We start from the raw sequence: 24,571 nt of genomic DNA on the forward strand, positions 1-24,571 counted from the left end.
GCGCCCCGCCGCCCGCTCAGCCCCGGCCCTTGGCCCGCAGCGGCGCCTTCACCAGAGGCCCCTTGGCCTTGGCCCCGGCCGTGCCGCTCAAGCTGGTGCGGCCGGGCCGGCTGCCGTTGTCGCGCGGGGGCAGGCCAGTGTGCTGGGTGAGCAGGCGGCCGGGCATCGGGCGGCCGGCCTTGCCGGACGTCGGTGCCGAAGCCTTGGCGGCCTGCGGCGCGGGTGTCGAGTTCTTGCGCCGCGCGCTCTGGTAGCTGCCGTCGGTGGTCGGCTGGAAGGTGGGGATCAGGTGGTGCTTGCCGTTGCCGATCAGGTCGGCGCGGCCCATCGCCTTCAGCGCCTCGCGCAGCAACGGCCAGTTGTTGGCATCGTGGTAGCGCAGGAAGGCCTTGTGCAGTCGGCGGCGGCGCTCGCCGCGCACGATGTCCACCTTCTCGGCACGGGTGCCGTCGCGGCTGATGCCCTTCAGCGGGTTCATGCCCGAGTGGTACATCGCGGTGGCGGTCGCCATCGGGCTGGGATAGAAGGTCTGCACCTGGTCGGCGCGGAAGCCGTTCTTCTTCAGCCACAGCGCCAGGTTCATCATGTCCTCGTCGCTGGTGCCCGGGTGCGCCGCAATGAAGTAAGGAATCAGGAACTGCTGCTTGCCCGCCTCGGCGCTGAACTTCTCGAACAGCTGCTTAAAGCGGTCATACGTGCCGATGCCCGGCTTCATCATCTTGGACAGCGGGCCGCCCTCGGTGTGCTCGGGCGCGATCTTCAGGTAGCCGCCCACGTGGTGCTGCACCAGCTCCTTCACGTACTCGGGCGACTTCACCGCCAGGTCGTACCGCAGGCCGGAGCCGATCAGGATCTTCTTGATGCCCTTGAGCGCCCGCGCGGGCGGTAGATCTGGATCAGCGGGCCGTGGTCGGTGTCGAGGTTGGGGCAGATGCCGGGGTAGACGCAGCTGGGCTTGCGGCAGGCCGACTCGATCTCGCGGCTCTTGCAGCCGATGCGGTACATGTTGGCCGTGGGGCCGCCCAGGTCGCTGATGATGCCGGTGAAGCCCTTCACCTTGTCGCGGATCTCCTCGATCTCGCGAATGATGGAATCTTCGCTGCGGCTCTGGATGATGCGGCCCTCGTGCTCGGTGATCGAGCAGAAGGTGCAGCCGCCGAAGCAGCCGCGCATGATGTTCACGCTGAAGCGGATCATCTCCCAGGCCGGGATCTTGGTCGGGCCGTCGTGGCCGCCATTGGCGTCGGCGTAGGAAGGGTGCGGCGCCCGCGCATACGGCAGGTCGAACACATGGTCCATCTCGGCCGTGGCCAGCGGGATCGGCGGTGGGTTGATCCACACGTCGCGGGCGGTATGGCCCTCGCCGTGGCGCTGCACCAGCGCGCGGGCGTTGCCGGGGTTGGTCTCCAGGTGCAGCACGCGGTTGGCGTGGGCATACAGCACCGGGTCGCTCTTGACCTGCTCGTAGGCCGGCAGCCGGATCACGGTGCGCTCGCGCGGCGGCATCACCACGCGGCTGCGCGGCACGATCTTGATCGGCTGCTCGGCGGCGCCCAGGCCACCGTTGCTGGCCGCCGTGGCCGCGTCCCCGCCCTCTTCCTTCGCGCAGGTGGTGCCCTGGGCCTCGGCCTGCTCGCTGGTGGTCTGGTAGGGGTTGATGTGCTCGTCCACCCGGCCCGGGCGGTCCACCTCGGTGGAATCGAGCTCGAACCAGCCTTCGGCCGACGGATCGCCTGCACGCCGGATGAAGGCGGTGCCGCGCACGTCGGTGATGCTCTCGATCGGCCGGCGCTGCGCCAGGCGGTGCGCCACCTCGATGATGGCCCGCTCGGCGTTGCCGTACAGCAGCAGGTCGGCCTTGCTGTCCACCAGGACGGAGCGGCGCACCTTGTCCTGCCAGTAGTCGTAGTGCGCGATGCGGCGCAGGCTGGCCTCGATGCCGCCGATGATCACCGGCACGTCCTTGAAGGCTTCCTGGCAGCGCTGGGTGTACACCAGCGTCGCCCGGTCCGGCCGCTTGCCGGCCGCGCCGCCCGGCGTGTAGGCATCGTCGCTGCGGATCTTCCGGTCAGCCGTGTAGTGGTTGATCATCGAATCCATGTTGCCGGCCGCCACGCCGAAGAACAGGCGCGGCTTGCCCAGCGCCTTGAACGCCTCCGCGCTGTGCCAGTCGGGCTGGGCGATGATGCCGACACGGAAGCCCTGCGCCTCCAGCGTGCGCCCGATCACCGCCATGCCGAAGCTGGGGTGGTCCACGTAGGCGTCGCCGCTGACGATGATGACGTCGCACTCGTCCCAGCCCAGGCGCTCCATCTCGGCACGGCTCATCGGCAGGAACGGCGCCGGCCCGAAGCGCTTGGCCCAGTAGGGGCGGTACGCGGTGAGCGGCTTGACCGTCGGGGCGGGATTCGGTGCGAGGGCGGTGGACACGGGCGGGCTTTCCGGAGCGGCGGCTAACCCTCGATTGTCGGCGCTAGGGGTTCACCCTGTCGGTTTATCCCCTCCGAAACACGGTCTTGCGCTTGAGTTCGCGGTGAAATGAACCAAATCCGCCCTGGACACTCATACCCCGAGTGCCGCATGGGAGCGGTGCACGGGTGCAAGTCACCCTCTCGACGATCAAAGGAGACCCTGTGAAGACCTGGTTGGTAGCCCTTTCCGTGGCGGTGGCGGCCGTATCGCTGCCGCTCGCCTCATTCGACGCCGAGGCCAAGCGCCTGGGCGGCGGCCGCAGTTCGGGCATGCAGCGCCAGGCCCCTGCGCAGTCGCCCCAATCCACCCCGGGCACGCCGGCCCAGCAGCCAGGCAATGCCGCGCCGGTGGCAGGCGCCGCCGCACCCGCGGCCGCCGGTGCCGCCGCCGCGGCGGGCAAGCGCTCGTGGATGGGCCCGATCGCCGGCCTGGCAGCGGGCCTGGGCATCGCCGCGCTGTTCAGCCACCTGGGCATGGGCGCCGGCCTGGCCAACTTCATGACCATGCTGCTGCTGGCCATCGTGGCTTTCGTGGCGATCCGCTTCCTGATGCGCCGCTTCGCGGGCAACCGCCAGGGCCAGAACAACGGCCTGCAGATGGCCGGTGCGGGCGCGGGTGCCGGCGGCAACGCCAACGGAGGCGCGTTCAACTTCAACCGCACGCTCGAGCCGCAGCAGCCGCTGCAGCGCCAGTCGTTCGACGCCGCGCCGGCCGCCGCCGCCACGGGCCTGGGTGCGGTGCCCGCCGCCGCAGCCACCGGCCGCGCCACGCTGCCGGCGGACTTCGACAGTGAAGGCTTCCAGCGCATCGCCAAGATGCTGTTCATCCGCATGCAGGCCGCCAACGATGCCGGCCAGGTGGATGACCTGCGCAAGTTCACCACGCCGGAGCTGTTCGCTTCGCTGCGGCTGGACCTGCAGGACCGCGGCGCCAAGGCGCAGCAGACGGACGTGGTGCAGCTCGACGCCGACCTGGCCGACTATGCCGAGGAGCAGGGCCAGCAGATCGTCACCGTGCGCTTCCACGGCCTGATCCGCGAGGAGATCGGCGCCGGTGCCGAGCCCTTCAACGAGCTGTGGCACTTCGTCAAGCCGGTGGCCGGCGGCGACTGGGCGATTGCCGGCATCCAGCCGCTGTAATCCCCGCCCCCAGCAGGCAAGAAGGCGGCTCCGGCCGCCTTTTTCATGCCCGCCTCACAGCTTCATCTCGAGCTGCAGCTGCCAGTTCATGGTGGAGGGCGACACGGTGCGCGACTGTTCCTGCGCCACCACCGAGCCGGTGATGTCGTCCAGCGGCGCCAGGTTGCTGGCCGACACACGCAGCTGCAGGCCGGGCCGCACCCGCCACAGCGCATACGCATCGATCACCCGCTTGCGGTTCTGGGTGGCGAACTGGTCTTCCGACAGCCGCGCGTCATAGCCCGGCGTGAGGTTGAGGGTGGCGCCCAGGGTCAGCGGCCAGTCGGTCAGGCGGTAGTCGGCGCCCAGGTTGAGCGTGGCGCCGGGCTGCTGGTCCAGCCGGTTGTCCGGCCCGGGCACCGAGTTCACCCGCGAGCGGAACAGGCTCAGGTTGCTGCGCACGTCCACCGCCGGCGCGGGGGCCCACAGCGCGTCCAGCTTGAAGCGCGCCTCCAGCTCCACCCCGCTGGTGGTGGCGTCGCCGATGTTGCGCGGCCGGGCCACCCAGCGCGGCTCGGTCGACCAGCTGACCGTCTCCAGCGTGGTGACGGTGCGCATCAGGTCGCGGATCTGCCGGTGGAACAGGTTGGCGCTGAGCAGCCCGCCGCCGGCCAGGTGGCGCTCGAAGGCCAGGTCGATGCCGGTGGCGATCTCGGGCCTCAAGTCCGGGTTGCCGGCGCGGTCGGGCGACGTGGGCTCGTTGGCGCCGGTGGGGTAGAGCGTGCTCAGCGCCGGCCGGCCGATCAGGTTCTGCAGCGTGGGCGCGCGGTAGCTGCGCGTCAGGCTCAGGCGCACCTGGTCCTTGCGCTGGGCGTCGGGCCGCCATACGCCGTGCAGCAGCGGCGTCCACACGGTGCTGCTGTTGCGAACGCGGGCGCCACCCTCCCCGCTGCCCTCGGTGCGGATGCCTTCGCCGCGCAGGCCCAGCTGCAGGTCCAGCTGCGGGCTGACGCTCCATTCGTCCTGCACGTACACCGCCCAGCGGCGGGACGAGGCGCTGAGGTTGTCGCCGAACTCGTCCAGCACCGGCAGGCCGTCCAGCGTGGTGGCGCGCCGCTCGTCGCGCTGCTGGCCGGCCAGTTCCAGGCCGGAGACCAGGTTGTGTCGCTCGCCCAGCGGCGTGCTCAGCTTGAGCGTGGTGCTGGCGTCGTCGCTGTCGGTCCGGGTGGCGTCGGTGCGCAAGCCGGGGCTGGCGCCTCCGGATTCCACCCGCAGCGTGTCCGACGACCACTGCGCCTGGGTGCCACCCACGCGCCACTCCAGCCGGTGCTCGCCCAGCCGGCGGTTGAGCTGTGCATTCAGCCGCCGCAGCTGGAAGCCGTTGTCGAAATCGGTACGGAAGCGCTCGTACGGTGCTGCGCCCAGCGTCTGCTGCAGCGTGCCCGCCCGGAAGGGCGTGGCATCGGCCAGCAGCAGGTAGGGCGTGAGGGTGAGGCTTTCGCCCTCGCCCAGCCGCCAGCGCAGCCGGCCGGAGCCGCGCAGGCCCTTGCGCCGGTCGTGCAGCACCTGCTGCGCCTGCTGCTCCAGCGTGGGCGACACGGTGCGGGTGCTGCTGCGGGTGTCTTCCTCGCGGGCGTACACCGACAGCGACGCGGTGTAGTCGAAGGCCTCGCCGAGCTTGCCGCCCCGCGTCCAGGCCACGGTGGGGGAGACCTGCCCTTCGTCGAAGGCCGAGGTCAGACGCCAGTCGTTCAGCGGCTGGCGCTGGTTCTCCCGCGTGACGATGTTGATGGTGCCGGCGATGGCGCGGGCGCCGGTTTCCGCGGTGGGGCCGCGCAGCAGCTCGATGCGTTGCAGTTGCTCGGGCGACAGCGAATCCACGCTGAAACCCGCCGGCAGCGGCTCCCCGTCCACCAGGATCTGGGTGTAGCCGCTGCCCAGGCCGCGCATGCGCGGCGTGCCGCCACGCCCGGGGCTGCCCTGCACCGTCACGCCGGGCAGCCGGCGCAGCACGTCGCTCACGTTGGCGTCGCCGAAGCGCTCGATCTCCTCCCGGCCCACCACCACCTTGGCGGCGGTGGACTGCCGGCGCTCGTCGGCATCGCTGCGGCGGTTGCTGCCGGTGACCTCCACCCGCTGCGCGGGCACCGGGGTCGAGGCGGCCGACGCGGAGGCGGCCGCGGCCGGCGGCGGCGGTACGGGCTGTGCGGCGGCCGTGCTGGCGGCGCAGGCCAGCAGCCAGGGGCGGAGGGACTGCGACAACGGCGGAGACATGGCCGGGATTGTCCTGCAGCCCCATGACGTCCGATGCCGGGAACTGGCGCGGGCAGCGCGCTTGTTTCAGCTTCGCGGCCCGGGGGGTTATGCTGGCGCCGCGGCCATTCGCAGCAACAGGAGACGCCCGGTGGCGACGCCCAACTACTCGTACGAAAAGCGACAGCGCGAGCTGGCCAAGAAGCGCAAGGCGGAAGAAAAGCGCCAGAAGAAGGTCGGCGACCGCGGTAGCCACGAGCCGGCGCCCAACGAAGGCTCCGCCGACCCCGCGCCCGCCCCGGGCAGCGAACCACCCGCGCGCTGATGCACCGCGGCCCACCCGGGCCGCGGCCAGCGCCTCTCACACACCGCGATGACGGCCCCGCCCCCGCTGGCCGTGCTGCACCAGGACGACGCGCTGATCGTCGTCGACAAGCCGGCCGGCCTGCTCTCGGTGCCCGGCCGTGGCCCCGATCTGCAGGACTGCATCGCCCACCGGGCCCAGGCCCGCTGGCCGGATGCGCTGATCGTGCACCGGCTGGACATGGCCACCTCCGGCCTCATGGTGCTGGCCCGCGGCGCCCAGGTGCACCGCCAGCTCAGCATTGCCTTCGCCGAGCGGCATGTGGCCAAGCGCTACGTCGCCCTGGCCCACGGCCACCTGGCCGACGACGCCGGCACCATGGACTGGCCGTTGATCTGCGACTGGCCCAACCGGCCGCGGCAGATCGTCAACCTGAGGGAGGGCAAGCCCTCCCTCACCCGCTACCGCGTGCTGCAGCGGCAACCCGACGGCATCACCCGCGTGGCGCTGGAGCCGGTCACCGGCCGCTCACACCAGTTGCGGGTGCACATGCAGGCGCTGGGGCATCCGCTGCTGGGCGACGAGCTGTACGCCCCGCCCGCGGTGCAGGCGCTGGCCCCGCGCCTGCTGCTGCATGCCGAGCACCTGGCGCTGGTGCACCCACGCACCGGGCTCCCGGTGCAGTTCGACAGCCCGGCGCCCTTCTGACGCTTCCTGCACGACCTGCGGCGGCGCAACGCCTCACGCCGCCAGGCCGCGGGCCAGGGTGGGCACCACCCGGTGCACGAAAGTGAGGAAGGCCGCCACCGGTCCGGCCCCGGCGGCACCGCGTCGCCACACGGCTTCCAGCGCCAGCGTGAGCGGCGCGCCCGCGGCGTCCAGCAGCGGCCTGGCTAACGCCTGGCGGCGCACGTGGAAGCGCGGGATCACCGCGCTGCCCAGGCCCAGATCCACCCAGTCTTCCAGCGCGCCGTAGCTCATCGCGCGACCGGGGTAGGCCTGGATGGGCAGGCCCGCGGCCTCGAACAGGCCGCGGGTGGCGCTGGCCAGCCCGCACAGGTCGGCGGTGAGCAGCAGCCGCTCCCGGCTGGCCGCGGGCAGGGTCGCCGCACCGCCTGCACCCAGTGGCGGCTGCGGCGAGCACAGCGCCAGCTCGTCTTCCAGCAGCCGAGCGCGACCGCGGGTGCGCAGCCTGCGGAAGCCGCAGCCCACGATCACGTCGAGCTGGCCGGCGTCCAGCCGCTGCTCCAGGTCGGCCACCGACGATTCAAAGAACAGCAGCCGCACGCCCGCATGTCGTTGCTCGAACGGCTCCAGCAGCAGCGCCAGGCGGCCCGCGCCCATCAGCGGCGTGAAGCCGATGCGCAACTCCTGGCGGGCCGCGGAAGACAGCTCGCGGCTTTCCGCCTGCAGCAGCGCCACCGCGCCGACCACCGCGTCGATCCGCGGCAGCAGGCGCTCGCCTTCGGCGGTCAGGCCGAGCTGCCGGCCCGAGCGCAGGAAGAGCCGTGCGCCCAGCACCGCCTCCAGTTCTGCCACCGCAGCCGACACCGTGGGCTGCGACACGCCGGCTTCGCGTGCAGCGGCGCTGAAGGAACGCAGCCGTGCCGCCGCCGAGGCGTAGTGAAGGGCAGGGAGTCCGTAGTGCGCCATTTCTATAGGCCAGGCCAATAGTTTGATAGAAAGTATAGGCATTGCCCCGATTTCTCACCGGCTCTATCGTTTTGTTATTGCAACCCTTGCAGACTTTCCCATGCGCTACGCCCAGATCTTTCGCTACGTGCTGACCCTGGACCCCGAGCAATACCAGCAACGCTGGGTCGATCCCTACGCCGATGCCATCGCCGGCGTGCCCGGTTTGGAACGCAAGACCTGGATGGCCGACTTCGACACCGGCACTTTCGCCAGCGTGTACATCTGGCAGGACAAGGCCTCGATGGACGCCTTCATGGCCTCCGAGGCGGTGGCCCGCGTGGCGGCCGAACCTTTCCTGAAGGACCTGGAGATCACCGCGCTGCCGGTGCACGAGGGCGCATCGGTCATCACCCGCGGCTGAGGGCCGGCGCGGGTATCCTCGCCCGCATGCAGTCCCCCTCTTCCGCCTCCCACCTCTTCATCGTCACCGGCAGCTCGCGCGGCATGGGCGCCGCCATGGCGCAGCAGCTGCTGCAGGCCGGCCACACCGTGCTCGGCATCGCTCGCGCGGCCAACCCGCAGCTCACGGGCGCCGAGCAGTGGCAGGCCGACCTGGCCCAGCCGCTGGACGTAGCCGCCCGGCTGGAAGCCTGGCTGGCCGCGATGCCGGCCGACCGCTTCGCCAGCGCCTCGCTCATCAACAACGCGGCGCTGCTGAGCACGCCGGGACCGCTGGAAGGCGATGCGCCCGAGGCGCTGTCGGCCGCGCTGCGCGTGGGGCTGGAAGCGCCGCTGCTGCTGTCCGCCGCCTTCCTGCGGGCCACCCGCGGCTGGACCGGCCAGCGCAAGCTGCTCCACATCTCCTCCGGCCTGGGCCGGCGGCCGATGGCCGGCAGCGCCTCGTACTGCGCGGTCAAGGCGGGGCTGGACCACTTCTCCCGCGCGCTGGCGCTGGACGAGGCGCTGCTGCCCAACGGCGCGCGCACCGTGTCGCTGGCCCCGGGCGTGATCGACACCGACATGCAGCGCCAGCTCCGCGGTGGCGACCCGGCCCGCTTCCCCGAGCAGGCCCGCTTCGCCAACCTGGCCGCCACTGGTGCGCTGGATTCGCCCGAAGCCGCGGCGGCCAAGGTGCTGGCCTTCCTCGCCCGGCCCGACTTCGGCAGCGCGCCCGTCGCCGACGTGCGCGAGTGACGGCCGAGCCGCCGCAGGCCACGGCGGCCGACGCGCCGCTGCGGACCTTTCCTTCCTTCATGCGCATGTGGTGGGGCCGCCTGGCCGGCACCATGGCCGCGCAGATGCTGATGGTGGCCCTGGGCTGGCAGATGTACGACACCACCGGCAGCGCCTGGGACCTGGGCCTGGTGGGGCTGGCGCAGTTCCTGCCCGCGCTGCTGCTCACGCTGGTGGTGGGCACGGTGATCGACCGCAGCAACCGTGGCCATGTGCTGGCCGCCTGCCTGGCGCTGCAGGCGCTGGTGGCCGGCGTGCTGGCCGTCGGCACGCTGGGCGGCTGGGTGGGCCGGGAAGCCATCCTGGGCGTGTCGGTGCTGCTGGGCGTGGCGCGCGCCTTCCAGCAGCCGGCGCAGCAGGCGGTGGTGCCTTCGCTGGTGCCGGCCGCTGTGCTGCCGCGGGCGCTGGCCTTCAGCTCGGGCGCGATGCAGGCGGCCATCATCGCCGGCCCGGCGCTGGGCGGCTTCGTCTACGTGGCCGGGGCGGCGGCGGTGTATGGCACCTGCACGGCGCTCTTCGTGCTGGGCGCGGCGCTGGTGCTGTCCATCCGCGGGCTGCGGCGGCCGCCGCTGCGCGAGCCGGTGAACCTGGCGACGCTGCTGGCGGGCTTCCGCTTCATCGCCCAGCGGCCGGTGATCCTGGGCGCCATCTCGCTGGACCTGTTCGCGGTGCTGCTGGGCGGCGCCACGGCGCTGCTGCCCATCTATGCGCGCGACATCCTGCATACCGGGCCCTGGGGCCTGGGCCTGCTGCGCGGCGCACCGGCGGGCGGTGCGCTGCTGGTCTCGCTGCTGCTCACCCGCTGGCCGCTGCGCCACCGGGTAGGCCGGCGCATGTTCGCGGCGGTGGCGGTGTATGGCGTGGCCACCTTCGTCTTCGGCGTGTCCACCCATTTCGGGCTGAGCTTCGCGGCGCTGATGGTGGCCGGCGCGGCCGACATGGTGAGCGTGGTGGTGCGCCAGTCGCTGGTGCAGCTGGACACGCCCGACGAGATGCGCGGCCGCGTGGCCGCCGTCAATTCGGTGTTCATCGGCGCCAGCAACCAGCTGGGCGAGTTCGAGTCCGGCGCCACCGCCGCCTGGCTGGGGCCGGTGGGCTCGGTGGTGCTGGGCAGCGTGGGCACGCTGGCGGTGGTGGCGGTGTGGATGCGGCTGTTCCCGGCGCTGCGCGAGCGGCAGCAGCTGGTGCAGGGCTGAGGCCGCCCCCGCCGCCTCTGCCCAGGGACCCCCCTAGAATGCCGCGCAATCCGCTGCCCCTCCACCGCACGTCCCGACGATGCCCCCGTTCCGCCGACGCGAAGTTTTGCTGACCGGCCTGGCACTGGCGGCTGCCGTGCCCCGTGCCGCGCAGGCGCTGGAGCCGCCCGCCGGCGAGGTGCTGCTGACCGTGCGCGGCCGGCTGCGCCGCCCCAACCTGCCCCAGCACGCCGGCTTCGACCTGGCCATGCTGCGCGGCCTGCCGCAGACCGACATCGTCACCAAGACGCCGTGGTACAGCACGGTGCGGCGCTTCACCGGCCCGCTGGTGCGCGACGTGCTGGGCGCGGCCGGCGCCCGCGGCGAGAAGGTGGTGGCCGTCGCGTTGAACGACTACCGGGTGGAGATCCCGTTCGACGACCTGCTGCGCCACGACGTGGTGCTGGCGGTGCTGATGGACGGCAAGCCGATGCCGGTGCGCGACAAGGGACCGCTGTTCATCATGTACCCGTTCGACCGCCAGCCCGAGCTGCGCACCGCCGTGTACTTCAGCCGCTGCGCCTGGCAGCTGGTGAGCCTCGAGGTCCGGTGAGCGCCCGCACCGGCGGACCTTCCGCACCGCGCCGCGGCTGGCTCATCGGCGTCGTGGGCGCGGTGCTGGTGGCCGCCTTCGCGCTGGCGGCCACGGTGCAGGTGCACCAGTTCCGCTCGCTCAATTCGGCGGTGCAGTTCCAGGGCGACTACCTGCTGGTCAACTTGAACCAGCTGGAGGTGGAGTTCCTGCGGCTGCAGATGCAGTGGCGCGACGCGGTGCGCCAGCAGCCGCTGGACCGCCATGCGCTGCAGCTGCGCTACGACCTGTTCGTCAGCATGGCCAACCTGCTGGAGACGGAGCGCGCCGCGCGCCTGATCCGCGACCGCGCCGAGTTCGACCGCACGGTGCAGCAGCTGCAGGCCTTCATCGGCGAGGCCGACCGCTTCCTCGGCCCCGAGGCCGCGCTGCCGCTGGATGCCCCGGTGCTGGCCACGCTGCTGCGCACGCTGGATGCGCTGGCCGCGCCCATCCACTCGCTGTCGCTGTCGGCCTCGCACGAGGTGGCGGCCCAGATCGCCTACCGCAACCAGACCGTGCGCGAGCACAACATCGTCAGCGTGGCGCTGACGCTGGTGCTGTGCGTCAGCACGCTGGTGTTCGCGCTGATCGCGGTGCGCCAGATGCGCCAGCTGGAGCGCCGCCAGCTGGGCCTGGAGGCGCTGGCGGCGCGGCTGCGCGACGCCCGCCACGAGGCCGAGGCCGCCAGCCAGGCCAAGAGCGTGTTCCTGGCCAACATGAGCCACGAAATCCGCACGCCTTTCCAGGGCCTGCTGGGCATGCTTTCGTTGCTGCGCGAAACCCGGCTCAACCACACGCAGCTGGACTACCTGCGCACGGCCACCGAATCGGCCGACCACCTGCTGGCCATCCTGAACGACATCCTGGACATGTCGAAGCTGGAGTCCGGCACGTTGACGCTGGTGCCCGATTCGGTGCCGCTGGCGCGCCTGCTGCACGACATCGAGGCGCTGATGAAGCCGCAGGCCGCCGCCAAGGGCCTGGCCCTGCGCATCGGCATCGAGCCGGGCCTGCCCGAGCGGGTGACGGCCGATGCCACGCGGGTCAAGCAGGTGCTGTTCAACCTCATCAGCAATGCCATCAAGTTCAGCGACGCGGGCTCGGTGACGGTGAGCGCCGGGCTGTCGCACGGGCAGCTGGCCTTCAGCGTGACCGACACCGGCATCGGCATGGACGACGCCACCATGGCCCGGCTGTTCCAGCGCTTCACCCAGGGCGACACCTCGCGCTCGCGCCGCCACGGCGGCACCGGCCTGGGGCTGGAGATCTCGCGCAACCTGGCGCGGCTGATGGGCGGCGACATCCGCGTGAGCAGCCGCGCCGGCCAGGGCAGCACCTTCGTCTTCGTGCTGCCACTCAAGCCGGCGGCCGATGCCGGCTCCGCCAGCGCGCTGCCTGCCGCCGACGTCACCGTGCCGCGCATGCCCGGGCTGAAGGTGCTGGTGGCCGAGGACCATGCGGTCAACCGCAAGTACCTGGAAGCGCTGCTGGGCGGACTGGGCCACGAGGTCACCTTCGCCACCAACGGGCACGAGGCGGTGCGTGCCGCCCAGGCCCGGCCCTATGACGTGGTGCTGATGGACCTGCACATGCCGGAGCTGGACGGCGTGGGCGCCACCCTGGCCATCCGCGAGCTGCCGGGCGAAGCCGGCCGCATGCCCATCGTCGCCCTCACCGCCGATGCCTTCGCGGAAACGCGCGAGCGCTGCCTGGCCGCCGGCATGACCGCCTTCCTCACCAAGCCGGTGGAGGCGCGCCAGCTGGCGGCCACGCTGGCCGCGGTGGTGGGCCTGCGCCCGGCCGCCGGTTCGCCGAACCTGCCGCAGCCGGAGCTGCAGCTGCAGACACCCTCGGCGCCGCCGCCCGGGCTGCTCAACCGCGAGGTGCTCGACAGCGTGGTGGCCCTGATGACGCGCGAGCGCTTCGCCACGCTGGCCGACGGCTTCCTGCAGGAATGCGCCGCCGGCCTGCCGCGGCTGCTGCAGGCCGCCCGCGAGGGCGACGTGGCGACGCTGGGCGCCAGCCTGCACGGCACCAAGGGCGCGGCGCTCAACCTGGGCCTGCAGCGGCTGGCCGACACCGCCCAGGCGGTGCGCGAGCTGGCCCCGCAGGCCGACGTGCCGGCGCTGCTGGCGCGGCTGGAGGAATTCGAGTCGGTGCGCCGTGCCACGGCCGACGCGCTGCGGCAGCTGGGCCTGCTGCCCGCGCCGGCCGGCGTCAGATGATCAGCGGCTCGGGCTCCAGTCGGATGCCGAAGCGGCCGTAGACGCTTTCCTGGATGGCGCGGGCCAGCGTCACCACCTCGGCGCCGCTGGCGCCGCCGCGGTTGACCAGCACCAGCGCCTGCTTCTCATAGACGCCGGCGCGGCCCACCGTCTTGCCCTTCCAGCCGCAGGCATCGATCAGCCAGCCTGCGGCCAGCTTCACCGAGCCGTCGGGCAGCGGGTAATGCACGATCTCCGGGTCGCGGCCGATGATGTCCCGGCACTGCTCCATCGTCACCACCGGGTTCTTGAAGAAGCTGCCGGCGTTGCCCACCTCGCGCCAGTCGGGCAGCTTGCCGCGGCGGATATCGCACACCCAGTCGAACACCGTGCGCGCATCGGGCGCGGTGTTGCCCGTCTCCTGCATGCGCCGCTCCAGCTCCAGGTAGCCCAGCACCGGCTGCCACGGCCGCGGCAGGCGGAAGCGCACGTGGGTGATGACGCTCTTGCCGGCCAGGCCGCCGAAGCCTTCCTGCTTGAACACGCTGTCGCGGTAGCCGAAGGCGCAGGTGCGCGCGTCCAGCGTCACGCTGCGACCGGTGACCAGGTCCACGGTGCTCAGCGACTCGAAGCGGTCCTTCAGCTCCACGCCGTAGGCACCGATGTTCTGCACCGGCGAGGCGCCCACGGTGCCCGGGATCAGCGCCAGGTTCTCCAGCCCCGGAAAGCCGTTGTCCAGCGTCCAGGCCACGAACTCGTGCCAGGGCTCGCCGGCGCCGGCCTCGACGATGAAGGCATCGTCGCGCGCTTCCACCAGTCGGCGGCCGCGCACGTCCATCTTCAGCACCACCGGCGCCACGTCGCGGGTAAAGACCATGTTGCTGCCACCGCCCAGCACCAGCTTGGGCGCGCGGCCGTACTCCGGGTGGTCGACCACACGGCGCACGTCCAGCGCGCTGTGGATGTGCACCAGGGTGCGCGCCACCGCCGGCAGCCCGAAGGTGTTGTAGGCACGCAGGCTTGCGTCGCGCTCGATCTGTAGGGCCGGGGCCAGGCGTTGCATGGCAGAATTTTCGCCGATTCCCCCGTAAGCCTCGGCTTACTGCCTTTTTCTCCAGACCCGGGTGCATTCATGCCGAGCTTCGACACCGTTCTAGAACCCAACCTCGTCGAGGTCCGCAACGCCGTCGACCAGGCGGGCAAGGAGATCACCACCCGCTTCGACTTCAAGGGCTCCAGCGCCAAGGTGGAGCTGCAGGACAAGGGCACCGACAAGAGCATCACGCTGTACGGCGACAGCGACTTCCAGATCGGCCAGGTGAAGGACGTGCTGGTCGGCAAGCTCAGCAAGCGCAACGTGGATGCGCGCTTCATCGACGACAGCGCCAAGATCGAGAAGATCGGCGGCGACAAGGTCAAGCAGGTGCTGGTGCTCAAGGCCGGCATCGACAGCGAGATGGGCAAGAAGATCCAGGGCCTCATCAAGCAGAGCAAGCTCAAGGTGCAGGCCGCCATCCAGGGCGACACCGTGCGCGTCACCGGCGCCAAGCGCGACGACCTGCAGGCCGCCATGGCCCTCATCAAGAAGGACGTGGACGTGCCGCTGTCCTTCAACAACTTCCGCGACTGATGCGCCGCTGCGCCGCGTTCCTGCTGGCCGGCGCCCTGGGCGCGCTGCCGGTGGCGGCGCAGCAGGTGTCGCTCAACGGCAGCATGGGCGACCGCGCCGCGCTGCTGGTGATCGACGGCCAGCCCCGCACGCTCACCGTGGGCAGCAGCCATGGCGGCGTCAAGCTGCTGTCGGTGGCGCCGGATGGCGCGCGGGTGGAGGTGGGTGGGGCGCAGCTGCTGCTGCGCATCGGCGCCGCGCCGGTGAACCTGGGCGGTGCGGCGGCCGCCCGCGGCGACAACGACGTGGTGCTCACCGCCGGGCCGGGCGGGCACTTCATGTCGGGCGGCCAGATCAACGGCAAGACGGTGCAGTTCATGGTGGACACCGGCGCCAGCGTGGTGGCGCTGTCGCAGGCCGAGGCCGAGCGCATCGGCCTGGACTACAAGCGCGGCGCCCGCGGCATGACGCAGACGGCCAACGGCGCGGTGCCGGTGCACCTGGTCACGCTGACCTCGGTGCGCCTGGGCGGCGCCGAGGTGTACCAGGTGCCCGCGGTGGTGCTGCCCGAGCAGATGCCCTTCGTGCTGCTGGGCAACAGCTTCCTCAGCCGCTTCCAGATGAAGCAGGTGAACGACACGCTGCGGCTCGAGAAGAAGCCCTGACCCTTGGGGCGGCCCGGCAGTACCGGCGGATCAGCCGCTGGTGGACAGCAGCTTCTGCGCCGTCTGCTCCTGGCGCTCGCTGGTCTGGATCATCTTCATCTGCTGCTCGAACTGCCGGCCGGCGGAGATCATGGCCACCATGGTTTCCACCGCGCTGACGTTGGAGCCTTCCAGCGCGCCGTCCTGCAGCCGCGCATTGGGGTCGGCGTCCAGCGGATCGGGGCCGGCACGGAACAGGCCGTCGTCGCCGCGCGTCATCGGCGCCTCGGGCGTCACCAGCTTCAGCCGGCCCACCTGCACCTCGGCCTGGCCGGGTGCCTTGGCGGTGACGTTGCCGTCCGGCGAGATGCGCACCTCGCTGTTCGGCGGCACCGTCAGCGGGCCGCCGTCGCCCATCACGGTCAGGCCGGCCTGGGTGGTCAGCGTGCCTTCGGCATTCACGTCCAGGTTGCCGGCGCGGGTGTAGGCCTCGGTGCCGTCCAGGCCCTGCACCGCCAGCCAGGCGTTGCCCTTCATGGCCACGTCCAGCCCGCGGCCGGTGGCCTGCACCGCGCCGGGCAGCTGGTTGTAGCCCACGGTGGATTCCAGCGCGAAGGCGCGCGTGGTGGCGCCGTCGCCGCGGATGGGCACCGCGCGGAAGGCCTGCAGCTCGGCTCGGAAGCCGGTGGTGGTGGCATTGGCCAGGTTGTGCGAAAGCACGTCCTGCCGCTGCATCGACGCCTTGGCGCCCGACATCGACAGGTAGATCATGCGGTCCATCGCGGGCCTCCTTCAGTGCGCCGGCGGCGGGTGGTCAACGCAGGTTGACCAGCGTCTGCAGCACCTGGTCCTGCGTCTTGATGGTCTGTGCATTGGCCTGGTAGATGCGCTGCGCGGTGATCATGTTCACCAGCTCGCCGGTCAGGTCCACGTTCGATTCTTCCAGCGCACCGGCCTGCAGCGCGCCCATGGTGCCTTCGCCCGGCACGTTCACGATGGGATCGCCCGACGCAAAGGTGCGTGCCCACAGGTTGCCGCCCAGCGGCTGCAGGCCCTGCGTGTTGCGGAAGTTGGCCAGCTCGATGCGGCCCACCGGCTTGCTCTCGCCGTTGGAGTAGCGCGCCATCACGATGCCGCTGTCCTCCACCGCGATGCCCGACAGCGTACCCGCGGCATAGCCGTCCTGCTTGAGGTCGGTGACGCGGAAGCCCGAGCCGTACTGCGTGGACTGGGTCAGGTCCAGCTGGATGCCGGTGATCGGCAGCGTGGGCGCGCCGGCCACGTTGGTGGAAGCGGGAATGTCCACCGTGATCGGGCCCACCGGGCTGGTGACGCTGCCGCCGTTGGTGGTGAAGCTCATCGTCGTCACCGGCAGCGGCGCGGCGTCGGTACCGGCCACGGTGGTGCCGTTGGCGGTGGCGAACACGTTCCAGGTGTCGGCAGGCGAGGCCGCCTTCTGGAAGTAGTAGGTCATCGCCACTTCCTGGCCCTTGGCGTCGTACAGGGTCTGCGAGGTGGCGTTGTTGTAGGTGGTGGCGTCGCTGAAGTCGATGGCCGCGCCGGTGGTGGGCGCGGTGGCGCCCAGGCGGGCATCCAGGTTCATCTCCAGGTCGATGGTGGTGGAGGGCTGCGGGCTGATGCCGGCGGTGGGCAGCTTCAGCGGCTGGGCCAGGCCGGGCTGGATGACGCCCGCGCCATCGGCCGGGTAGCCCATCAGGTTCAGCTTCTCGTTGTTGACGATGTTGCCGTCACGGTCCACCTTGAACTGGCCGTTGCGGGTGTACATGGTGGGGTTGCGGCCATCGCTCACCTGGAAGAAGCCACCGCCGTTGATGGACAGGTCCATCGCGTTCTCGGTGCTGGTGATGTTGCCCTGCGTGAACTGCTGGGCCACGGTCTGCAGGTTCACGCCGATGCCGATGTTGTTGGCGCCGGTGCCGTTGAGCGCGGTGGCGTACATGTCGGCGAATTCGGCGCGCGAGGTCTTGGCGCCGAAGGTGTTGGCATTGGCGATGTTGTTGCCGATGACGTCGAGGTTCTTGCTGCTGGCGTTCAGGCCCGACAGGCCTTGCTGGAAACTCATGATGCGGTCCTGTGGATGAAGTGCGTCAGTTGAAGGACTTGATGTCGGTGTACTTGACCGTGCCGCTGCTGCGCAGCTCCAGCTGCAGCGTGTCGCCGGTGGTCACGGCGTCCACCTTGTCGCGCATCAGCGGCGTGGCCGTCACGTCGCCGGCGCCGTTCTTGGCCACGATGCGGAAGCTGGCGCCGTTGGAGGCGGACACGCCGGCCGACGGCTTCCAGTCGAAGCTGTGGCGGCCGGTGGTCTGCGCGCCCAGGTCCATGGTGTCGATCACCTGGCCGCTGCCGGACAGCACCTCCACCTTCACCGAGCTGGCGGCGCCGCCCAGGTCGAAGCCGCCCTGACGTACGCCGGCCTCGTTGGTGGAGAGCTTGTTGCCGGACACGATGACGTCGGTGCCCACCAGCGTGGCGCCCTGCAGCGCCTGCATCTGCACGAACTGCGCATTCAGGCCGCCCACCGTGGTGTTGAGCTTCTCCACGCCGGTGACGGTGCTGATCTGCGCCATCTGGCTGGTCACCTGGGCGTTGTCCATCGGGTTCAACGGATCCTGGTTCTGCATCTGCGCCACCAGCAGCTTGAGGAAGCGGTCGCTGGGGTCGGTGGCCTCCGCGGTGGCGGTGCCGGTGTAGTTGAAGCCGTTGCCCGTGAGGGAAACGCCGGCGACGGGCGTGGTGGTGCTGCTCATGCGGGTCGGGCCTCAGGTTCAGCCGTTGCCCATCTGCAGCGTCTTCTGCAGCAGGGTCTTGGCCGTGTTCATCACTTCGATGTTGTTCTGGTAGGAGCGCGAGGCCGAGATCATGTTGACGATCTCCTCCACCGCATTCACGTTGCTGTAGGTCACGTAGCCGTCGGCGTCGGCGCTGGGGTTCTTGGGGTCGTGCACGCGGCGGCCCGGGGTGTCGGACTCGGTGACGGTGGACACCCGCACGCCGGCCGCCGAGGCCACGCCGTCGGGCGGTAGCGACCCGCCGCCGACGGTGCCGACGCGCATGCGGCCGCCGCCCAGCTGCGCACCTTGCGCGCCCATCAGCTCGGTCTGGAACACCACCTGGCGCGCCTTGTAGGCGGTGCCGTCGGGCCCGGCCACGGTGTCCACGTTGGCCAGGTTGGAGGCCACGGTGTTCAGCCGCTGGCTCTGCGCGCTGACCGCGCTGCCGGACACGTTGAAGATCTGGAACATGCTCATGTCTGCCCCCGGTTCGTCGAATACGCCGGACCACCCCCGAGGGGGGTGCGGGCCGGCTTGGGAGCGGCCCGGCGCTCGGCCCGCGTGGTGCCGCGTTGCCTGGCTTCAACGGTCGTCATGCCGCCTGGCCCTTGATGGCGTCGAGCATGGAGCGCACGCTGCCGTTGATGAAGCGCAGCGAGGCCTCGTACTTCAGCGTGTTGTCCACGAAGCTGGCCCGCTCGCGGTCCATGTCCACGGTGTTGCGGTCCAGGTTGGTCTGCGAAGGCGCGGCATACCGCTGCTCGGCACCGGCCGGGCCGAGGCTGCCGATGCCCACCGGCAGGTGGCCGGCCGACGTGGTGGTGAGCTGCGATGCCGGGCTGCGCTGGCCCACCGCGTTGCGCAGGGCCTGCGAGAAGTCCATCTCACGCGCCACGTAACCCGGCGTGTCCGCATTGGCGATGTTGCTGGCGATCATCTGCTGGCGCTCCGACCGCAGCTGCAGGGCCTGCGTCTGGAAGTTCAGCGTGTCGGTAAGGCGTTCGATCATCGAAGGTCCCCTGGGCAGGGTCTGCCGGGATGGCGGCCATTGTCGGCAGCACCCCCCGCCACAACAGTGCAAATAGCAGGGTGTTCGGCAGCTACTTCGCTGCCTGCCGGCGCCCTGGCGCGGCCTACATTGGCTGCCGTGGACACCTCCCCCAGCACCCCCCGCACCGCTGCCGCCCGGCCCCTGGCCGACGGCCGTCGCATGCCGGCCATGGTGCTGTGGCTGCTGGCCGGCCTGATGGCGCTGCTGGCCCATGCCGGCGTGCAGGCCCAGGCCGAAGCCGCCACGCCGCGCGGCGTGGACGCGGCCCTGGCCCGCCAGGTGCGCGAGCTGGCCCAGGCGGCCTCGCGCGCGGCCGTGCCCGGCATGCGGGTGGAGATCGAGCTGGGTGAACTGGACCCGCGCCTGAAACTCGCCCCCTGCCAGCAGGTGGAGCCTTATCTGCCCTCCGGCACGCGGCTGTGGGGCAAGGCCCGCATCGGCCTGCGCTGCCTGCAGGGCGCCACGCGCTGGAATGTGTTCCTGCCGGTGACGGTGCAGGTGTTCGCGCCGTCCCTCGTGGCCACGCGGGCCCTGGCCACCGGCACCAGCCTGCAGGCCGACGATTTCGTGATGGCCGAGACGGACATCGCCGCCGACCCCTCCCCCGCCATCCGCCTGCCGGCCCTGGTGGCCGGCCGCACCCTGGCCCGGCCGCTGGCCGCCGGCGATCCGCTGCACCAGCGCGACCTGCGCGCCCGCCAGTGGTTCGCCGCCGGCGAGACGGTGCGCGTCGTGGCGCAGGGCCAGGGCTACAGCGTGGCCGGCGAAGCGCTGGCCATGTCGCCGGGCATTGAAGGCCAGGCGGTCCGCATACGCACCGAATCCGGGCGCATCCTCAGCGGCGTGGCCGTGGCCGAACGTCAGGTGGAAATCGCCCTGTGAACAAAAACTTCTCCGCCAGCCCTAAAGTCCCGTCAGCAGCCACCGATACAACGACCATGTTGAAAAGGCGGCCCCTCCCCGCTGTCAGGAGCACACCATGAAGATCGGTTCCCTCGAGAACGCGCCGCTGACCCCGGTGGCCGGTGACCGCACCGCCGCTCCCGCAGCCAAGCCCGAGAAAGCCGCGACGCCGGAAGCCAGCACGCAGGTCACCCTGTCGTCGGCCGCCACGTCGCTGGGCGACAGCAGCGCCGAGTTCGATGCGGCCAAGGTCGAGCGCATCTCCAACGCCATCCGCGAAGGCAAGTTCCAGGTCAACCCGGAAGCCATCGCGGACAAGCTGATTTCCAACGCCCAGGAACTGCTGAGCCGCCGCGGCTCGCATTGATCCCGTCCGCCCTCACCGGCGGACCGAGTTCCACAGGGCGCTGCCGGCGCACGTCATCGGGCGTGCGCGGCAGCGCCCAGTTTCATCCACGCCCTGCAGCACCCACCTCGCCATGCTGAACCCTGCCACCGCCGCCGGCGCCTCGTCGAAGAGCCAGGACCTGGAGGTCGCGCTCGCCGCGGTGGAGCTGCACCTCAGCAGCCTCGGGCAGGCGCTGCAAGACAGCAATGCCAGCGCCATCGAGGTGCAGGCCACCGAGCTGCACCGCTCGCTGGCCACGGCGGTGAACCGCTTCGCCCAGGCCGCGCGCCAGGGCGGTGTGCCGCCGGCCCTGCGCCAGCGCCTGGCGCAGGCCAGCGGCCGGGTGGCGGCGCAGCGCGAAAGCCTGGCCCGCGCCACCGCCGCGCTGGACCGGGCCATCGATGCGCTGATGCCCGGCCAGATCACGGCCGCCAACGGCCTGTACGGCGCGGGCGGCACCGCCGACCGCGGCCCGTCGTCGGGCGTCATCCAGGCCTGAAGCCTGCGCGCCGGCGTGGCCGGTGCCTCAGTCGTCCGCCGTCGTCGGCCCGGGCTGCTGCTGCATCAGCTGCACCGTGGCATGCACCAGGTCGGCGATCAGTTCCTCGTCCAGCGGCTGGCTGTAGCGCCACTTGAGGTGGCGCAGCCCGCGGCCGGTGCCCTCCAGCATCGGGAATCGACCCACCAGCGCCGCGCCGCGGAACACCTGCAGGTGCACATGGCTCTTGTAGGGCGCGATGGCCAGCGCATGGAAGTGGTGCACCGTGAAGATCAGGTTGCCCCATTTCACCGCCTGCCCCAGTGAAGGCGCCGCCCGCAGCACCAGCGTCTGCAGCGCACGCGCGCTGGGCTGCTGCTGCGGCGGCAGCATGTCGAACCAGGCTTCGATCAGGGCGGCGGAGCGCACCAGGTGACGCATGGGGGCTTCCGGAGGGGGCCTAGAGGTTGCGCGTGTCGAAGGTGTTGCAGTCGTTCATGTTGCCGGCGGCCAGGCCTCGGCGGAACCAGGCCACCCGCTGCGCGCTGGTGCCGTGAGTGAAGGTCTCGGGCACCACGGTGCCGCCGGACTGCTTCTGCAGGGTGTCGTCGCCGATGCGCGAGGCGGCATTCATCGCCTCCTCCAGGTCGCCCTGCTCCAGCCAGCCCTTGCCCTGCTGGGAATCGTGCGCCCACACGCCGGCCAGGCAATCGGCCTGCAGCTCGATGCGCACCGACATCTGGTTCATCTGCGCTTCCGGCACCTTGCCGCGCATCGCATCCACCTTGCCGGTGATGCCTAGCAGGTTCTGCATATGGTGGCCCACCGTGGGCGATGACGTAAGCCTGGGCGAAGTCGCCGGGCGCGCCCAGGCGCTGGCGCAGGGTGTCGAAGAAGCCGAGGTCGATGTAGACCTTCTGGTCGCCCGGGCAGTAGAACGGCCCCATGGCCGACTGGCCGGTGCCGCAGGCGGTGCGCACCGCGCCGCGGAACAGCACCAGCCGCGGTTCCTGGTAGGTGGCGCCGCCGCGCTGCATCTGCGCGTGCCACACCCGCTCGGTGTCGGCCAGCACGGTGGAGACGAAGGCGGCCTCGCGGTCGGTAGGCGGGGGCGCGGTGGCCGGCGCGTTCTGGCTGGTGGGCGCCTGGCCGCCGCCTTCCATCAGGCCCAGCAGCGTCAAGGGGTTGATGCCGAAGATCCAGCCCGCCACCAGCGCGATGGCCACGCTGCCCAGGCCAATGCTGCCGCCGCCCAGGCCGATGCCCCGCCCGCCGCCGCCGCCGCCGCGCCGGTCCTCGACGTTGCTGCTCTGCTGCTCGCCTTCCCACTTCATTGCCGCCTCCTGACGTTGTTGGTCGGATGCTGCGGCAAGGCCGATGCCTAGGCCTTCGGCAGCGTGACGCCGCGCTGGCCCTGGTACTTGCCGCCGCGATCCTTGTAGCTGGTCTCGCAGACCTCGTCGCTCTCGAAGAACAGCACCTGGGCACAGCCCTCGCCCGCGTAGATCTTGGCCGGCAGCGGCGTGGTGTTGCTGAACTCCAGTGTCACGTAGCCTTCCCACTCGGGCTCGAACGGGGTGACGTTGACGATGATGCCGCAACGGGCATAGGTGCTCTTGCCCAGGCAGATGGTGAGCACGTTGCGCGGGATGCGGAAGTACTCCACCGTGCGCGCCAGCGCAAAGCTGTTGGGCGGGATGATGCAGACGTCGCCCTGGAAGTCCACGAAGCTCTTCTCGTCGAAATTCTTCGGGTCGACGATGGTGGAGTTGATGTTGGTGAAGATCTTGAATTCGGGGGCGCAGCGGATGTCGTAGCCGTAGCTGCTGGTGCCATAGCTGACGATGCGGTGGCCGTCGGCCGCGGTACGCACCTGCGCCGGCTCGAACGGCTCGATCATGCCGGTCTCTTCGGCCATGCGGCGAATCCAACGGTCGCTCTTGATGCTCATGCGGGGGCTGCTCCAGGTGATGGCACGGATTGTAGGCAGCGGCCTCCCGTGCCCGACCGGCTAGCGCCGCTGCCGGCGCAGGCCGTCGATCCAGCGCAGCAGCGGCTGCGTCAGCTCCACCTCCAGCGGCCGGCGCAGCAGATGGGCGATGCCCACGCCCACCGCCGCCACCGGCGCCGCGGCCAGCACGTCGGTGGGGAACTGCAGCCCCGCGTACACCTGGGCCCAGCCCACCACCAGGCCCAGCGGCAGCATCAGCGCACCCAGCCAGGGCCAGGCCGGGCGCAGCGTGAGCGCGCCCAGGGCCAGTGCCCACAGCACCGTCACCTGCACGCTGGGAAAGCCCGAAGGCAGCAGCGCATGGAAGTACTGGTGGCCCAGTGCCAGGTCGCCCGGCCGCGGCTGGCGCAGCAGCAGCGACACCACCACCGCCAGCAGCGCAGACAGCACCGCGCCGTGCACCAGCCGCGCCATCGCCCGGCGCAGCCCCACCGGCCCCAGCACCAGGGTGGCCGCCACCGCCAGCAGCGTCATCCACGCCACATGGCCGGACAGCAGGCGCACCAGCAGCAGCCAGCCGCCGTGCAGGCCCTCCGGCGCGTTGAACACTTCGAACAGATCACGGTCCGACATGCAGCCACCTCGCTCCTTGTTCACGAACCCGGTAGCGGACAGGGGGGACGCAGGGAAGTTCCGCTGCACGCCCGCGCTACCACTGCTATCGTCATCGTCAATCCCTCACGCACACGAATTGCAGGAGACAGCCGTCATGCGCAAGGCCAACGATCTCTTGGTGCAGTACGCCACCTACCACCGCGACCGCCGCAACATCGCCACCCATTTCGTCGGCATCCCGCTGATCGTCTTCGCCGTGGGCGTGCTGCTGGCGCGCCCCGAGCTGGGCACCGGCACGCTGGCGCTCACGCCCGCCTGGATCGCCTGGGGCCTGGCCACCCTGTGGTACCTGACGCGCGGGCAGCTGGCGGTGGGCATCGCCGTCAGCCTGCTGAACGCGCTGCTGCTGGCGCTGGGCCACACGCTGGCCGGCGGCAGCGTGGCGCAGTGGCTGGGCTGGGGCATCGGCAGCTTCCTCCTGGGTTGGCTGATCCAGTTCGAGGGGCACTACTACGAAGGCCGCAAGCCTGCTTTCGTGGACGACCTGAGCGGGCTGCTGATCGGACCGATGTTCGTCGCCGCCGAACTGCTGTTCGCGATGGGCTATTGCCGCCAGCTGCTGTCGGACATCGAGCGCCGCGCCGGCCCCACGGTGCTGCGCGACCTGCACAGCCCCGCATGAATCGCGCCGGCCTTTTCGCGGCCACCGTCGCCGCCTGCAGCCTGATGCTGGCCTGCAGCGCCGCCCCGGTGGCCAAGCCGCCGCCGCTCAGCCCGCCCGGCAATGCGGAGAAGCAGTTGCTGATCGAGGCGATCGGCAGCGCCGCCTGCACCAGCGACGAGCAATGCCACACCATGGCGGTGGGCCGCAAGGCCTGCGGCGGGCCGCAGGCCTGGCTACCGTGGTCATCGCAGGTGACCGACGGCATCCAGTTGCAGGCGCTGGCCGACCGCTACACCCAGGCGCAAACGCCGGCCGCGGCGGGTGACGGCCGTGCCTCCACCTGCTCCGTGGTGCCCGATCCTGGTGCGGCCTGCATGGCGGGCCGCTGTGGCCTGCGCACCGGACTGCCGCTCAAGTAAGCGATCGGTTACTGAAAAGTTCCAGA

General features: G+C 71.1%; 28 protein-coding genes and 1 pseudogene. 15 read left to right on the forward strand and 14 right to left on the reverse strand.

The genetic code is table 11. From position 1 onward, the window contains the following. Positions 1 to 16: 16 nt before the first annotated feature. Both LRS14_RS30645 and LRS14_RS09125 read right to left on the reverse strand, forming a co-directional pair. Complete coding sequence (locus tag LRS14_RS30645; RefSeq protein ID WP_404977540.1) at positions 17 to 817, reverse strand: DUF3362 domain-containing protein; 801 nt, start codon at positions 815 to 817, stop codon at positions 17 to 19. Positions 818 to 846: 29 nt separating this feature from the next. Further along, complete coding sequence (locus LRS14_RS09125; protein WP_404977541.1) at positions 847 to 2,430, reverse strand: YgiQ family radical SAM protein; 1,584 nt, start codon at positions 2,428 to 2,430, stop codon at positions 847 to 849. A gap of 215 nt (positions 2,431 to 2,645) precedes the next feature. On the opposite strand from LRS14_RS09125, the gene LRS14_RS09130 reads away from it, so the two are divergent. Then, a complete protein-coding gene (locus tag LRS14_RS09130) occupies positions 2,646 to 3,611 on the forward strand; it encodes a Tim44 domain-containing protein (protein ID WP_257799337.1) in 966 nt (321 codons plus the stop codon). 54 nt (positions 3,612 to 3,665) lie between these two features. Here LRS14_RS09130 and LRS14_RS09135 read toward each other — a convergent pair whose 3' ends face one another. Next, the gene (locus tag LRS14_RS09135; RefSeq protein WP_257799338.1) at positions 3,666 to 5,864 is read right to left on the reverse strand and encodes a TonB-dependent siderophore receptor; all 2,199 of its coding nucleotides are present in this window, start codon (positions 5,862 to 5,864) and stop codon (positions 3,666 to 3,668) included. Positions 5,865 to 5,994: 130 nt separating this feature from the next. Between LRS14_RS09135 and LRS14_RS09140 the strand changes: the two genes are divergently transcribed. After that, on the forward strand, positions 5,995 to 6,168 hold the full coding sequence (locus LRS14_RS09140) for a hypothetical protein (protein ID WP_257799339.1): 174 nt from the start codon (positions 5,995 to 5,997) through the stop codon (positions 6,166 to 6,168). 48 nt (positions 6,169 to 6,216) lie between these two features. After that, positions 6,217 to 6,855, forward strand: coding sequence for a pseudouridine synthase (locus LRS14_RS09145; RefSeq protein WP_257799340.1), 639 nt, complete (start codon positions 6,217 to 6,219; stop codon positions 6,853 to 6,855). A 33-nt stretch (positions 6,856 to 6,888) separates the two neighbouring features. On the opposite strand, the gene LRS14_RS09150 is transcribed toward LRS14_RS09145, so the two are convergent. Next, positions 6,889 to 7,800, reverse strand: coding sequence for a LysR family transcriptional regulator (locus tag LRS14_RS09150; RefSeq protein ID WP_257799341.1), 912 nt, complete (start codon positions 7,798 to 7,800; stop codon positions 6,889 to 6,891). 100 nt (positions 7,801 to 7,900) lie between these two features. On the opposite strand from LRS14_RS09150, the gene LRS14_RS09155 reads away from it, so the two are divergent. The 5 genes from LRS14_RS09155 (at position 7,901) to LRS14_RS09175 (ending at position 13,049) form a co-directional block, all read left to right on the forward strand. Beyond that, entirely contained in the window at positions 7,901 to 8,203 is a 303-nt protein-coding gene (locus LRS14_RS09155; RefSeq protein WP_052736085.1) for a YdhR family protein, read from the forward strand. Between the two features lie 26 nt (positions 8,204 to 8,229). Beyond that, a complete protein-coding gene (locus LRS14_RS09160) occupies positions 8,230 to 8,976 on the forward strand; it encodes an SDR family NAD(P)-dependent oxidoreductase (RefSeq protein ID WP_257799342.1) in 747 nt (248 codons plus the stop codon). 59 nt (positions 8,977 to 9,035) lie between these two features. Beyond that, positions 9,036 to 10,211 (forward strand): MFS transporter, encoded by a 1,176-nt coding sequence (locus LRS14_RS09165; RefSeq protein WP_046111847.1) that lies wholly within the window; start codon positions 9,036 to 9,038, stop codon positions 10,209 to 10,211. A gap of 79 nt (positions 10,212 to 10,290) precedes the next feature. Further along, a complete protein-coding gene (locus LRS14_RS09170) occupies positions 10,291 to 10,803 on the forward strand; it encodes a molybdopterin-dependent oxidoreductase (protein ID WP_257799343.1) in 513 nt (170 codons plus the stop codon). Further along, positions 10,800 to 13,049: an ATP-binding protein gene (locus LRS14_RS09175; RefSeq protein WP_257799344.1), complete on the forward strand. Its 2,250-nt coding sequence runs from the start codon at positions 10,800 to 10,802 to the stop codon at positions 13,047 to 13,049. Before LRS14_RS09170 ends, LRS14_RS09175 begins: the two co-directional genes overlap by 4 nt. Here LRS14_RS09175 and murB read toward each other — a convergent pair. After that, complete coding sequence (gene murB / locus LRS14_RS09180; protein WP_257799345.1) at positions 13,042 to 14,091, reverse strand: UDP-N-acetylmuramate dehydrogenase; 1,050 nt, start codon at positions 14,089 to 14,091, stop codon at positions 13,042 to 13,044. The genes LRS14_RS09175 and murB overlap by 8 nt on opposite strands. Before the next feature lie 69 nt (positions 14,092 to 14,160). Here murB and LRS14_RS09185 point away from each other — a divergent pair, with 69 nt between their 5' ends. Together LRS14_RS09185 and LRS14_RS09190 are read left to right on the forward strand one after the other, a co-directional pair. Further along, positions 14,161 to 14,658 carry a YajQ family cyclic di-GMP-binding protein gene (locus LRS14_RS09185; RefSeq protein ID WP_257799346.1) on the forward strand — a complete coding sequence of 166 codons (498 nt, stop codon included), beginning with the start codon at positions 14,161 to 14,163 and terminating at the stop codon, positions 14,656 to 14,658. Next, complete coding sequence (locus LRS14_RS09190; protein WP_257799348.1) at positions 14,658 to 15,302, forward strand: TIGR02281 family clan AA aspartic protease; 645 nt, start codon at positions 14,658 to 14,660, stop codon at positions 15,300 to 15,302. The genes LRS14_RS09185 and LRS14_RS09190 overlap by 1 nt, the downstream gene beginning before the upstream one ends. A gap of 30 nt (positions 15,303 to 15,332) precedes the next feature. On the opposite strand, the gene flgF is transcribed toward LRS14_RS09190, so the two are convergent. The 5 genes from flgF to flgB form a co-directional block, all read right to left on the reverse strand. Further along, positions 15,333 to 16,061: a flagellar basal-body rod protein FlgF gene (gene flgF, locus LRS14_RS09195; protein ID WP_046111638.1), complete on the reverse strand. Its 729-nt coding sequence runs from the start codon at positions 16,059 to 16,061 to the stop codon at positions 15,333 to 15,335. 34 nt (positions 16,062 to 16,095) lie between these two features. Continuing rightward, complete coding sequence (gene flgE, locus LRS14_RS09200; RefSeq protein ID WP_046111637.1) at positions 16,096 to 17,364, reverse strand: flagellar hook protein FlgE; 1,269 nt, start codon at positions 17,362 to 17,364, stop codon at positions 16,096 to 16,098. 25 nt (positions 17,365 to 17,389) lie between these two features. Next, positions 17,390 to 18,052 carry a flagellar hook assembly protein FlgD gene (locus tag LRS14_RS09205; RefSeq protein WP_046111636.1) on the reverse strand — a complete coding sequence of 221 codons (663 nt, stop codon included), beginning with the start codon at positions 18,050 to 18,052 and terminating at the stop codon, positions 17,390 to 17,392. Positions 18,053 to 18,070: 18 nt separating this feature from the next. After that, positions 18,071 to 18,553 (reverse strand): flagellar basal body rod protein FlgC, encoded by a 483-nt coding sequence (gene flgC, locus LRS14_RS09210; protein ID WP_046111635.1) that lies wholly within the window; start codon positions 18,551 to 18,553, stop codon positions 18,071 to 18,073. 115 nt (positions 18,554 to 18,668) lie between these two features. Then, positions 18,669 to 19,085, reverse strand: coding sequence for a flagellar basal body rod protein FlgB (gene flgB / locus LRS14_RS09215; protein WP_046111634.1), 417 nt, complete (start codon positions 19,083 to 19,085; stop codon positions 18,669 to 18,671). A 138-nt stretch (positions 19,086 to 19,223) separates the two neighbouring features. On the opposite strand from flgB, the gene flgA reads away from it, so the two are divergent. From flgA to LRS14_RS09230, 3 genes are all read left to right on the forward strand, one after another. Continuing rightward, positions 19,224 to 20,009, forward strand: a complete 786-nt coding sequence (gene flgA / locus LRS14_RS09220; protein WP_257799349.1) for a flagellar basal body P-ring formation chaperone FlgA — start codon at positions 19,224 to 19,226, stop codon at positions 20,007 to 20,009. A gap of 97 nt (positions 20,010 to 20,106) precedes the next feature. Beyond that, entirely contained in the window at positions 20,107 to 20,397 is a 291-nt protein-coding gene (gene flgM, locus LRS14_RS09225) for a flagellar biosynthesis anti-sigma factor FlgM (protein ID WP_046111633.1), read from the forward strand. Between the two features lie 112 nt (positions 20,398 to 20,509). After that, a complete protein-coding gene (locus tag LRS14_RS09230) occupies positions 20,510 to 20,917 on the forward strand; it encodes a hypothetical protein (protein ID WP_257799350.1) in 408 nt (135 codons plus the stop codon). A 27-nt stretch (positions 20,918 to 20,944) separates the two neighbouring features. On the opposite strand, the gene LRS14_RS09235 is transcribed toward LRS14_RS09230, so the two are convergent. The 4 genes and pseudogenes from LRS14_RS09235 to LRS14_RS09250 all read right to left on the reverse strand — a co-directional run bounded on the left by LRS14_RS09235 (position 20,945) and on the right by LRS14_RS09250 (position 23,480). Beyond that, a complete protein-coding gene (locus LRS14_RS09235) occupies positions 20,945 to 21,337 on the reverse strand; it encodes a DUF1801 domain-containing protein (protein ID WP_046111631.1) in 393 nt (130 codons plus the stop codon). A gap of 19 nt (positions 21,338 to 21,356) precedes the next feature. Further along, positions 21,357 to 22,230, reverse strand: a pseudogene (locus LRS14_RS09240) (neutral zinc metallopeptidase). A 47-nt stretch (positions 22,231 to 22,277) separates the two neighbouring features. After that, positions 22,278 to 22,847 carry a dCTP deaminase gene (gene dcd / locus LRS14_RS09245; protein WP_046111629.1) on the reverse strand — a complete coding sequence of 190 codons (570 nt, stop codon included), beginning with the start codon at positions 22,845 to 22,847 and terminating at the stop codon, positions 22,278 to 22,280. 60 nt (positions 22,848 to 22,907) lie between these two features. After that, complete coding sequence (locus LRS14_RS09250) at positions 22,908 to 23,480, reverse strand: phosphatase PAP2 family protein (RefSeq protein ID WP_052736084.1); 573 nt, start codon at positions 23,478 to 23,480, stop codon at positions 22,908 to 22,910. 136 nt (positions 23,481 to 23,616) lie between these two features. Between LRS14_RS09250 and LRS14_RS09255 the strand changes: the two genes are divergently transcribed. Then, a complete protein-coding gene (locus tag LRS14_RS09255; RefSeq protein WP_257799351.1) occupies positions 23,617 to 24,144 on the forward strand; it encodes a DUF962 domain-containing protein in 528 nt (175 codons plus the stop codon). Then, positions 24,141 to 24,545, forward strand: coding sequence for a hypothetical protein (locus LRS14_RS09260; protein ID WP_257799352.1), 405 nt, complete (start codon positions 24,141 to 24,143; stop codon positions 24,543 to 24,545). Before LRS14_RS09255 ends, LRS14_RS09260 begins: the two co-directional genes overlap by 4 nt. The last annotated feature ends 26 nt before the right edge of the window (positions 24,546 to 24,571 follow it).

This window comes from Aquincola sp. J276, from assembly GCF_024700035.1.
Classification (GTDB): domain Bacteria; phylum Pseudomonadota; class Gammaproteobacteria; order Burkholderiales; family Burkholderiaceae_C; genus Aquincola; species Aquincola tertiaricarbonis.

Bases quoted from the DNA above. Each gene is read 5' to 3' on its own strand.
- LRS14_RS09160 (WP_257799342.1), top strand. From the start codon at position 8,230: ATGCAGTCCCCCTCTTCCGCCTCCCACCTCTTCATCGTCACCGGCAGC.
- LRS14_RS09190 (WP_257799348.1), top strand. From the start codon at position 14,658: ATGCGCCGCTGCGCCGCGTTCCTGCTGGCCGGCGCCCTGGGCGCGCTG.
- flgM (WP_046111633.1), top strand. From the start codon at position 20,107: ATGAAGATCGGTTCCCTCGAGAACGCGCCGCTGACCCCGGTGGCCGGT.
- LRS14_RS09155 (WP_052736085.1), top strand. From the start codon at position 7,901: ATGCGCTACGCCCAGATCTTTCGCTACGTGCTGACCCTGGACCCCGAG.
- LRS14_RS09185 (WP_257799346.1), top strand. From the start codon at position 14,161: ATGCCGAGCTTCGACACCGTTCTAGAACCCAACCTCGTCGAGGTCCGC.
- LRS14_RS09135 (WP_257799338.1), bottom strand. From the start codon at position 5,864: ATGTCTCCGCCGTTGTCGCAGTCCCTCCGCCCCTGGCTGCTGGCCTGC.
- LRS14_RS09165 (WP_046111847.1), top strand. From the start codon at position 9,036: ATGCGCATGTGGTGGGGCCGCCTGGCCGGCACCATGGCCGCGCAGATG.
- LRS14_RS09145 (WP_257799340.1), top strand. From the start codon at position 6,217: ATGACGGCCCCGCCCCCGCTGGCCGTGCTGCACCAGGACGACGCGCTG.
- flgF (WP_046111638.1), bottom strand. From the start codon at position 16,061: ATGGACCGCATGATCTACCTGTCGATGTCGGGCGCCAAGGCGTCGATG.
- dcd (WP_046111629.1), bottom strand. From the start codon at position 22,847: ATGAGCATCAAGAGCGACCGTTGGATTCGCCGCATGGCCGAAGAGACC.
- LRS14_RS09150 (WP_257799341.1), bottom strand. From the start codon at position 7,800: ATGGCGCACTACGGACTCCCTGCCCTTCACTACGCCTCGGCGGCGGCA.
- LRS14_RS09235 (WP_046111631.1), bottom strand. From the start codon at position 21,337: ATGCGTCACCTGGTGCGCTCCGCCGCCCTGATCGAAGCCTGGTTCGAC.
- murB (WP_257799345.1), bottom strand. From the start codon at position 14,091: ATGCAACGCCTGGCCCCGGCCCTACAGATCGAGCGCGACGCAAGCCTG.
- flgE (WP_046111637.1), bottom strand. From the start codon at position 17,364: ATGAGTTTCCAGCAAGGCCTGTCGGGCCTGAACGCCAGCAGCAAGAAC.
- flgC (WP_046111635.1), bottom strand. From the start codon at position 18,553: ATGAGCATGTTCCAGATCTTCAACGTGTCCGGCAGCGCGGTCAGCGCG.
- LRS14_RS09170 (WP_257799343.1), top strand. From the start codon at position 10,291: ATGCCCCCGTTCCGCCGACGCGAAGTTTTGCTGACCGGCCTGGCACTG.
- LRS14_RS09255 (WP_257799351.1), top strand. From the start codon at position 23,617: ATGCGCAAGGCCAACGATCTCTTGGTGCAGTACGCCACCTACCACCGC.
- LRS14_RS09205 (WP_046111636.1), bottom strand. From the start codon at position 18,052: ATGAGCAGCACCACCACGCCCGTCGCCGGCGTTTCCCTCACGGGCAAC.
- LRS14_RS09230 (WP_257799350.1), top strand. From the start codon at position 20,510: ATGCTGAACCCTGCCACCGCCGCCGGCGCCTCGTCGAAGAGCCAGGAC.
- flgB (WP_046111634.1), bottom strand. From the start codon at position 19,085: ATGATCGAACGCCTTACCGACACGCTGAACTTCCAGACGCAGGCCCTG.
- LRS14_RS09250 (WP_052736084.1), bottom strand. From the start codon at position 23,480: ATGTCGGACCGTGATCTGTTCGAAGTGTTCAACGCGCCGGAGGGCCTG.
- LRS14_RS09260 (WP_257799352.1), top strand. From the start codon at position 24,141: ATGAATCGCGCCGGCCTTTTCGCGGCCACCGTCGCCGCCTGCAGCCTG.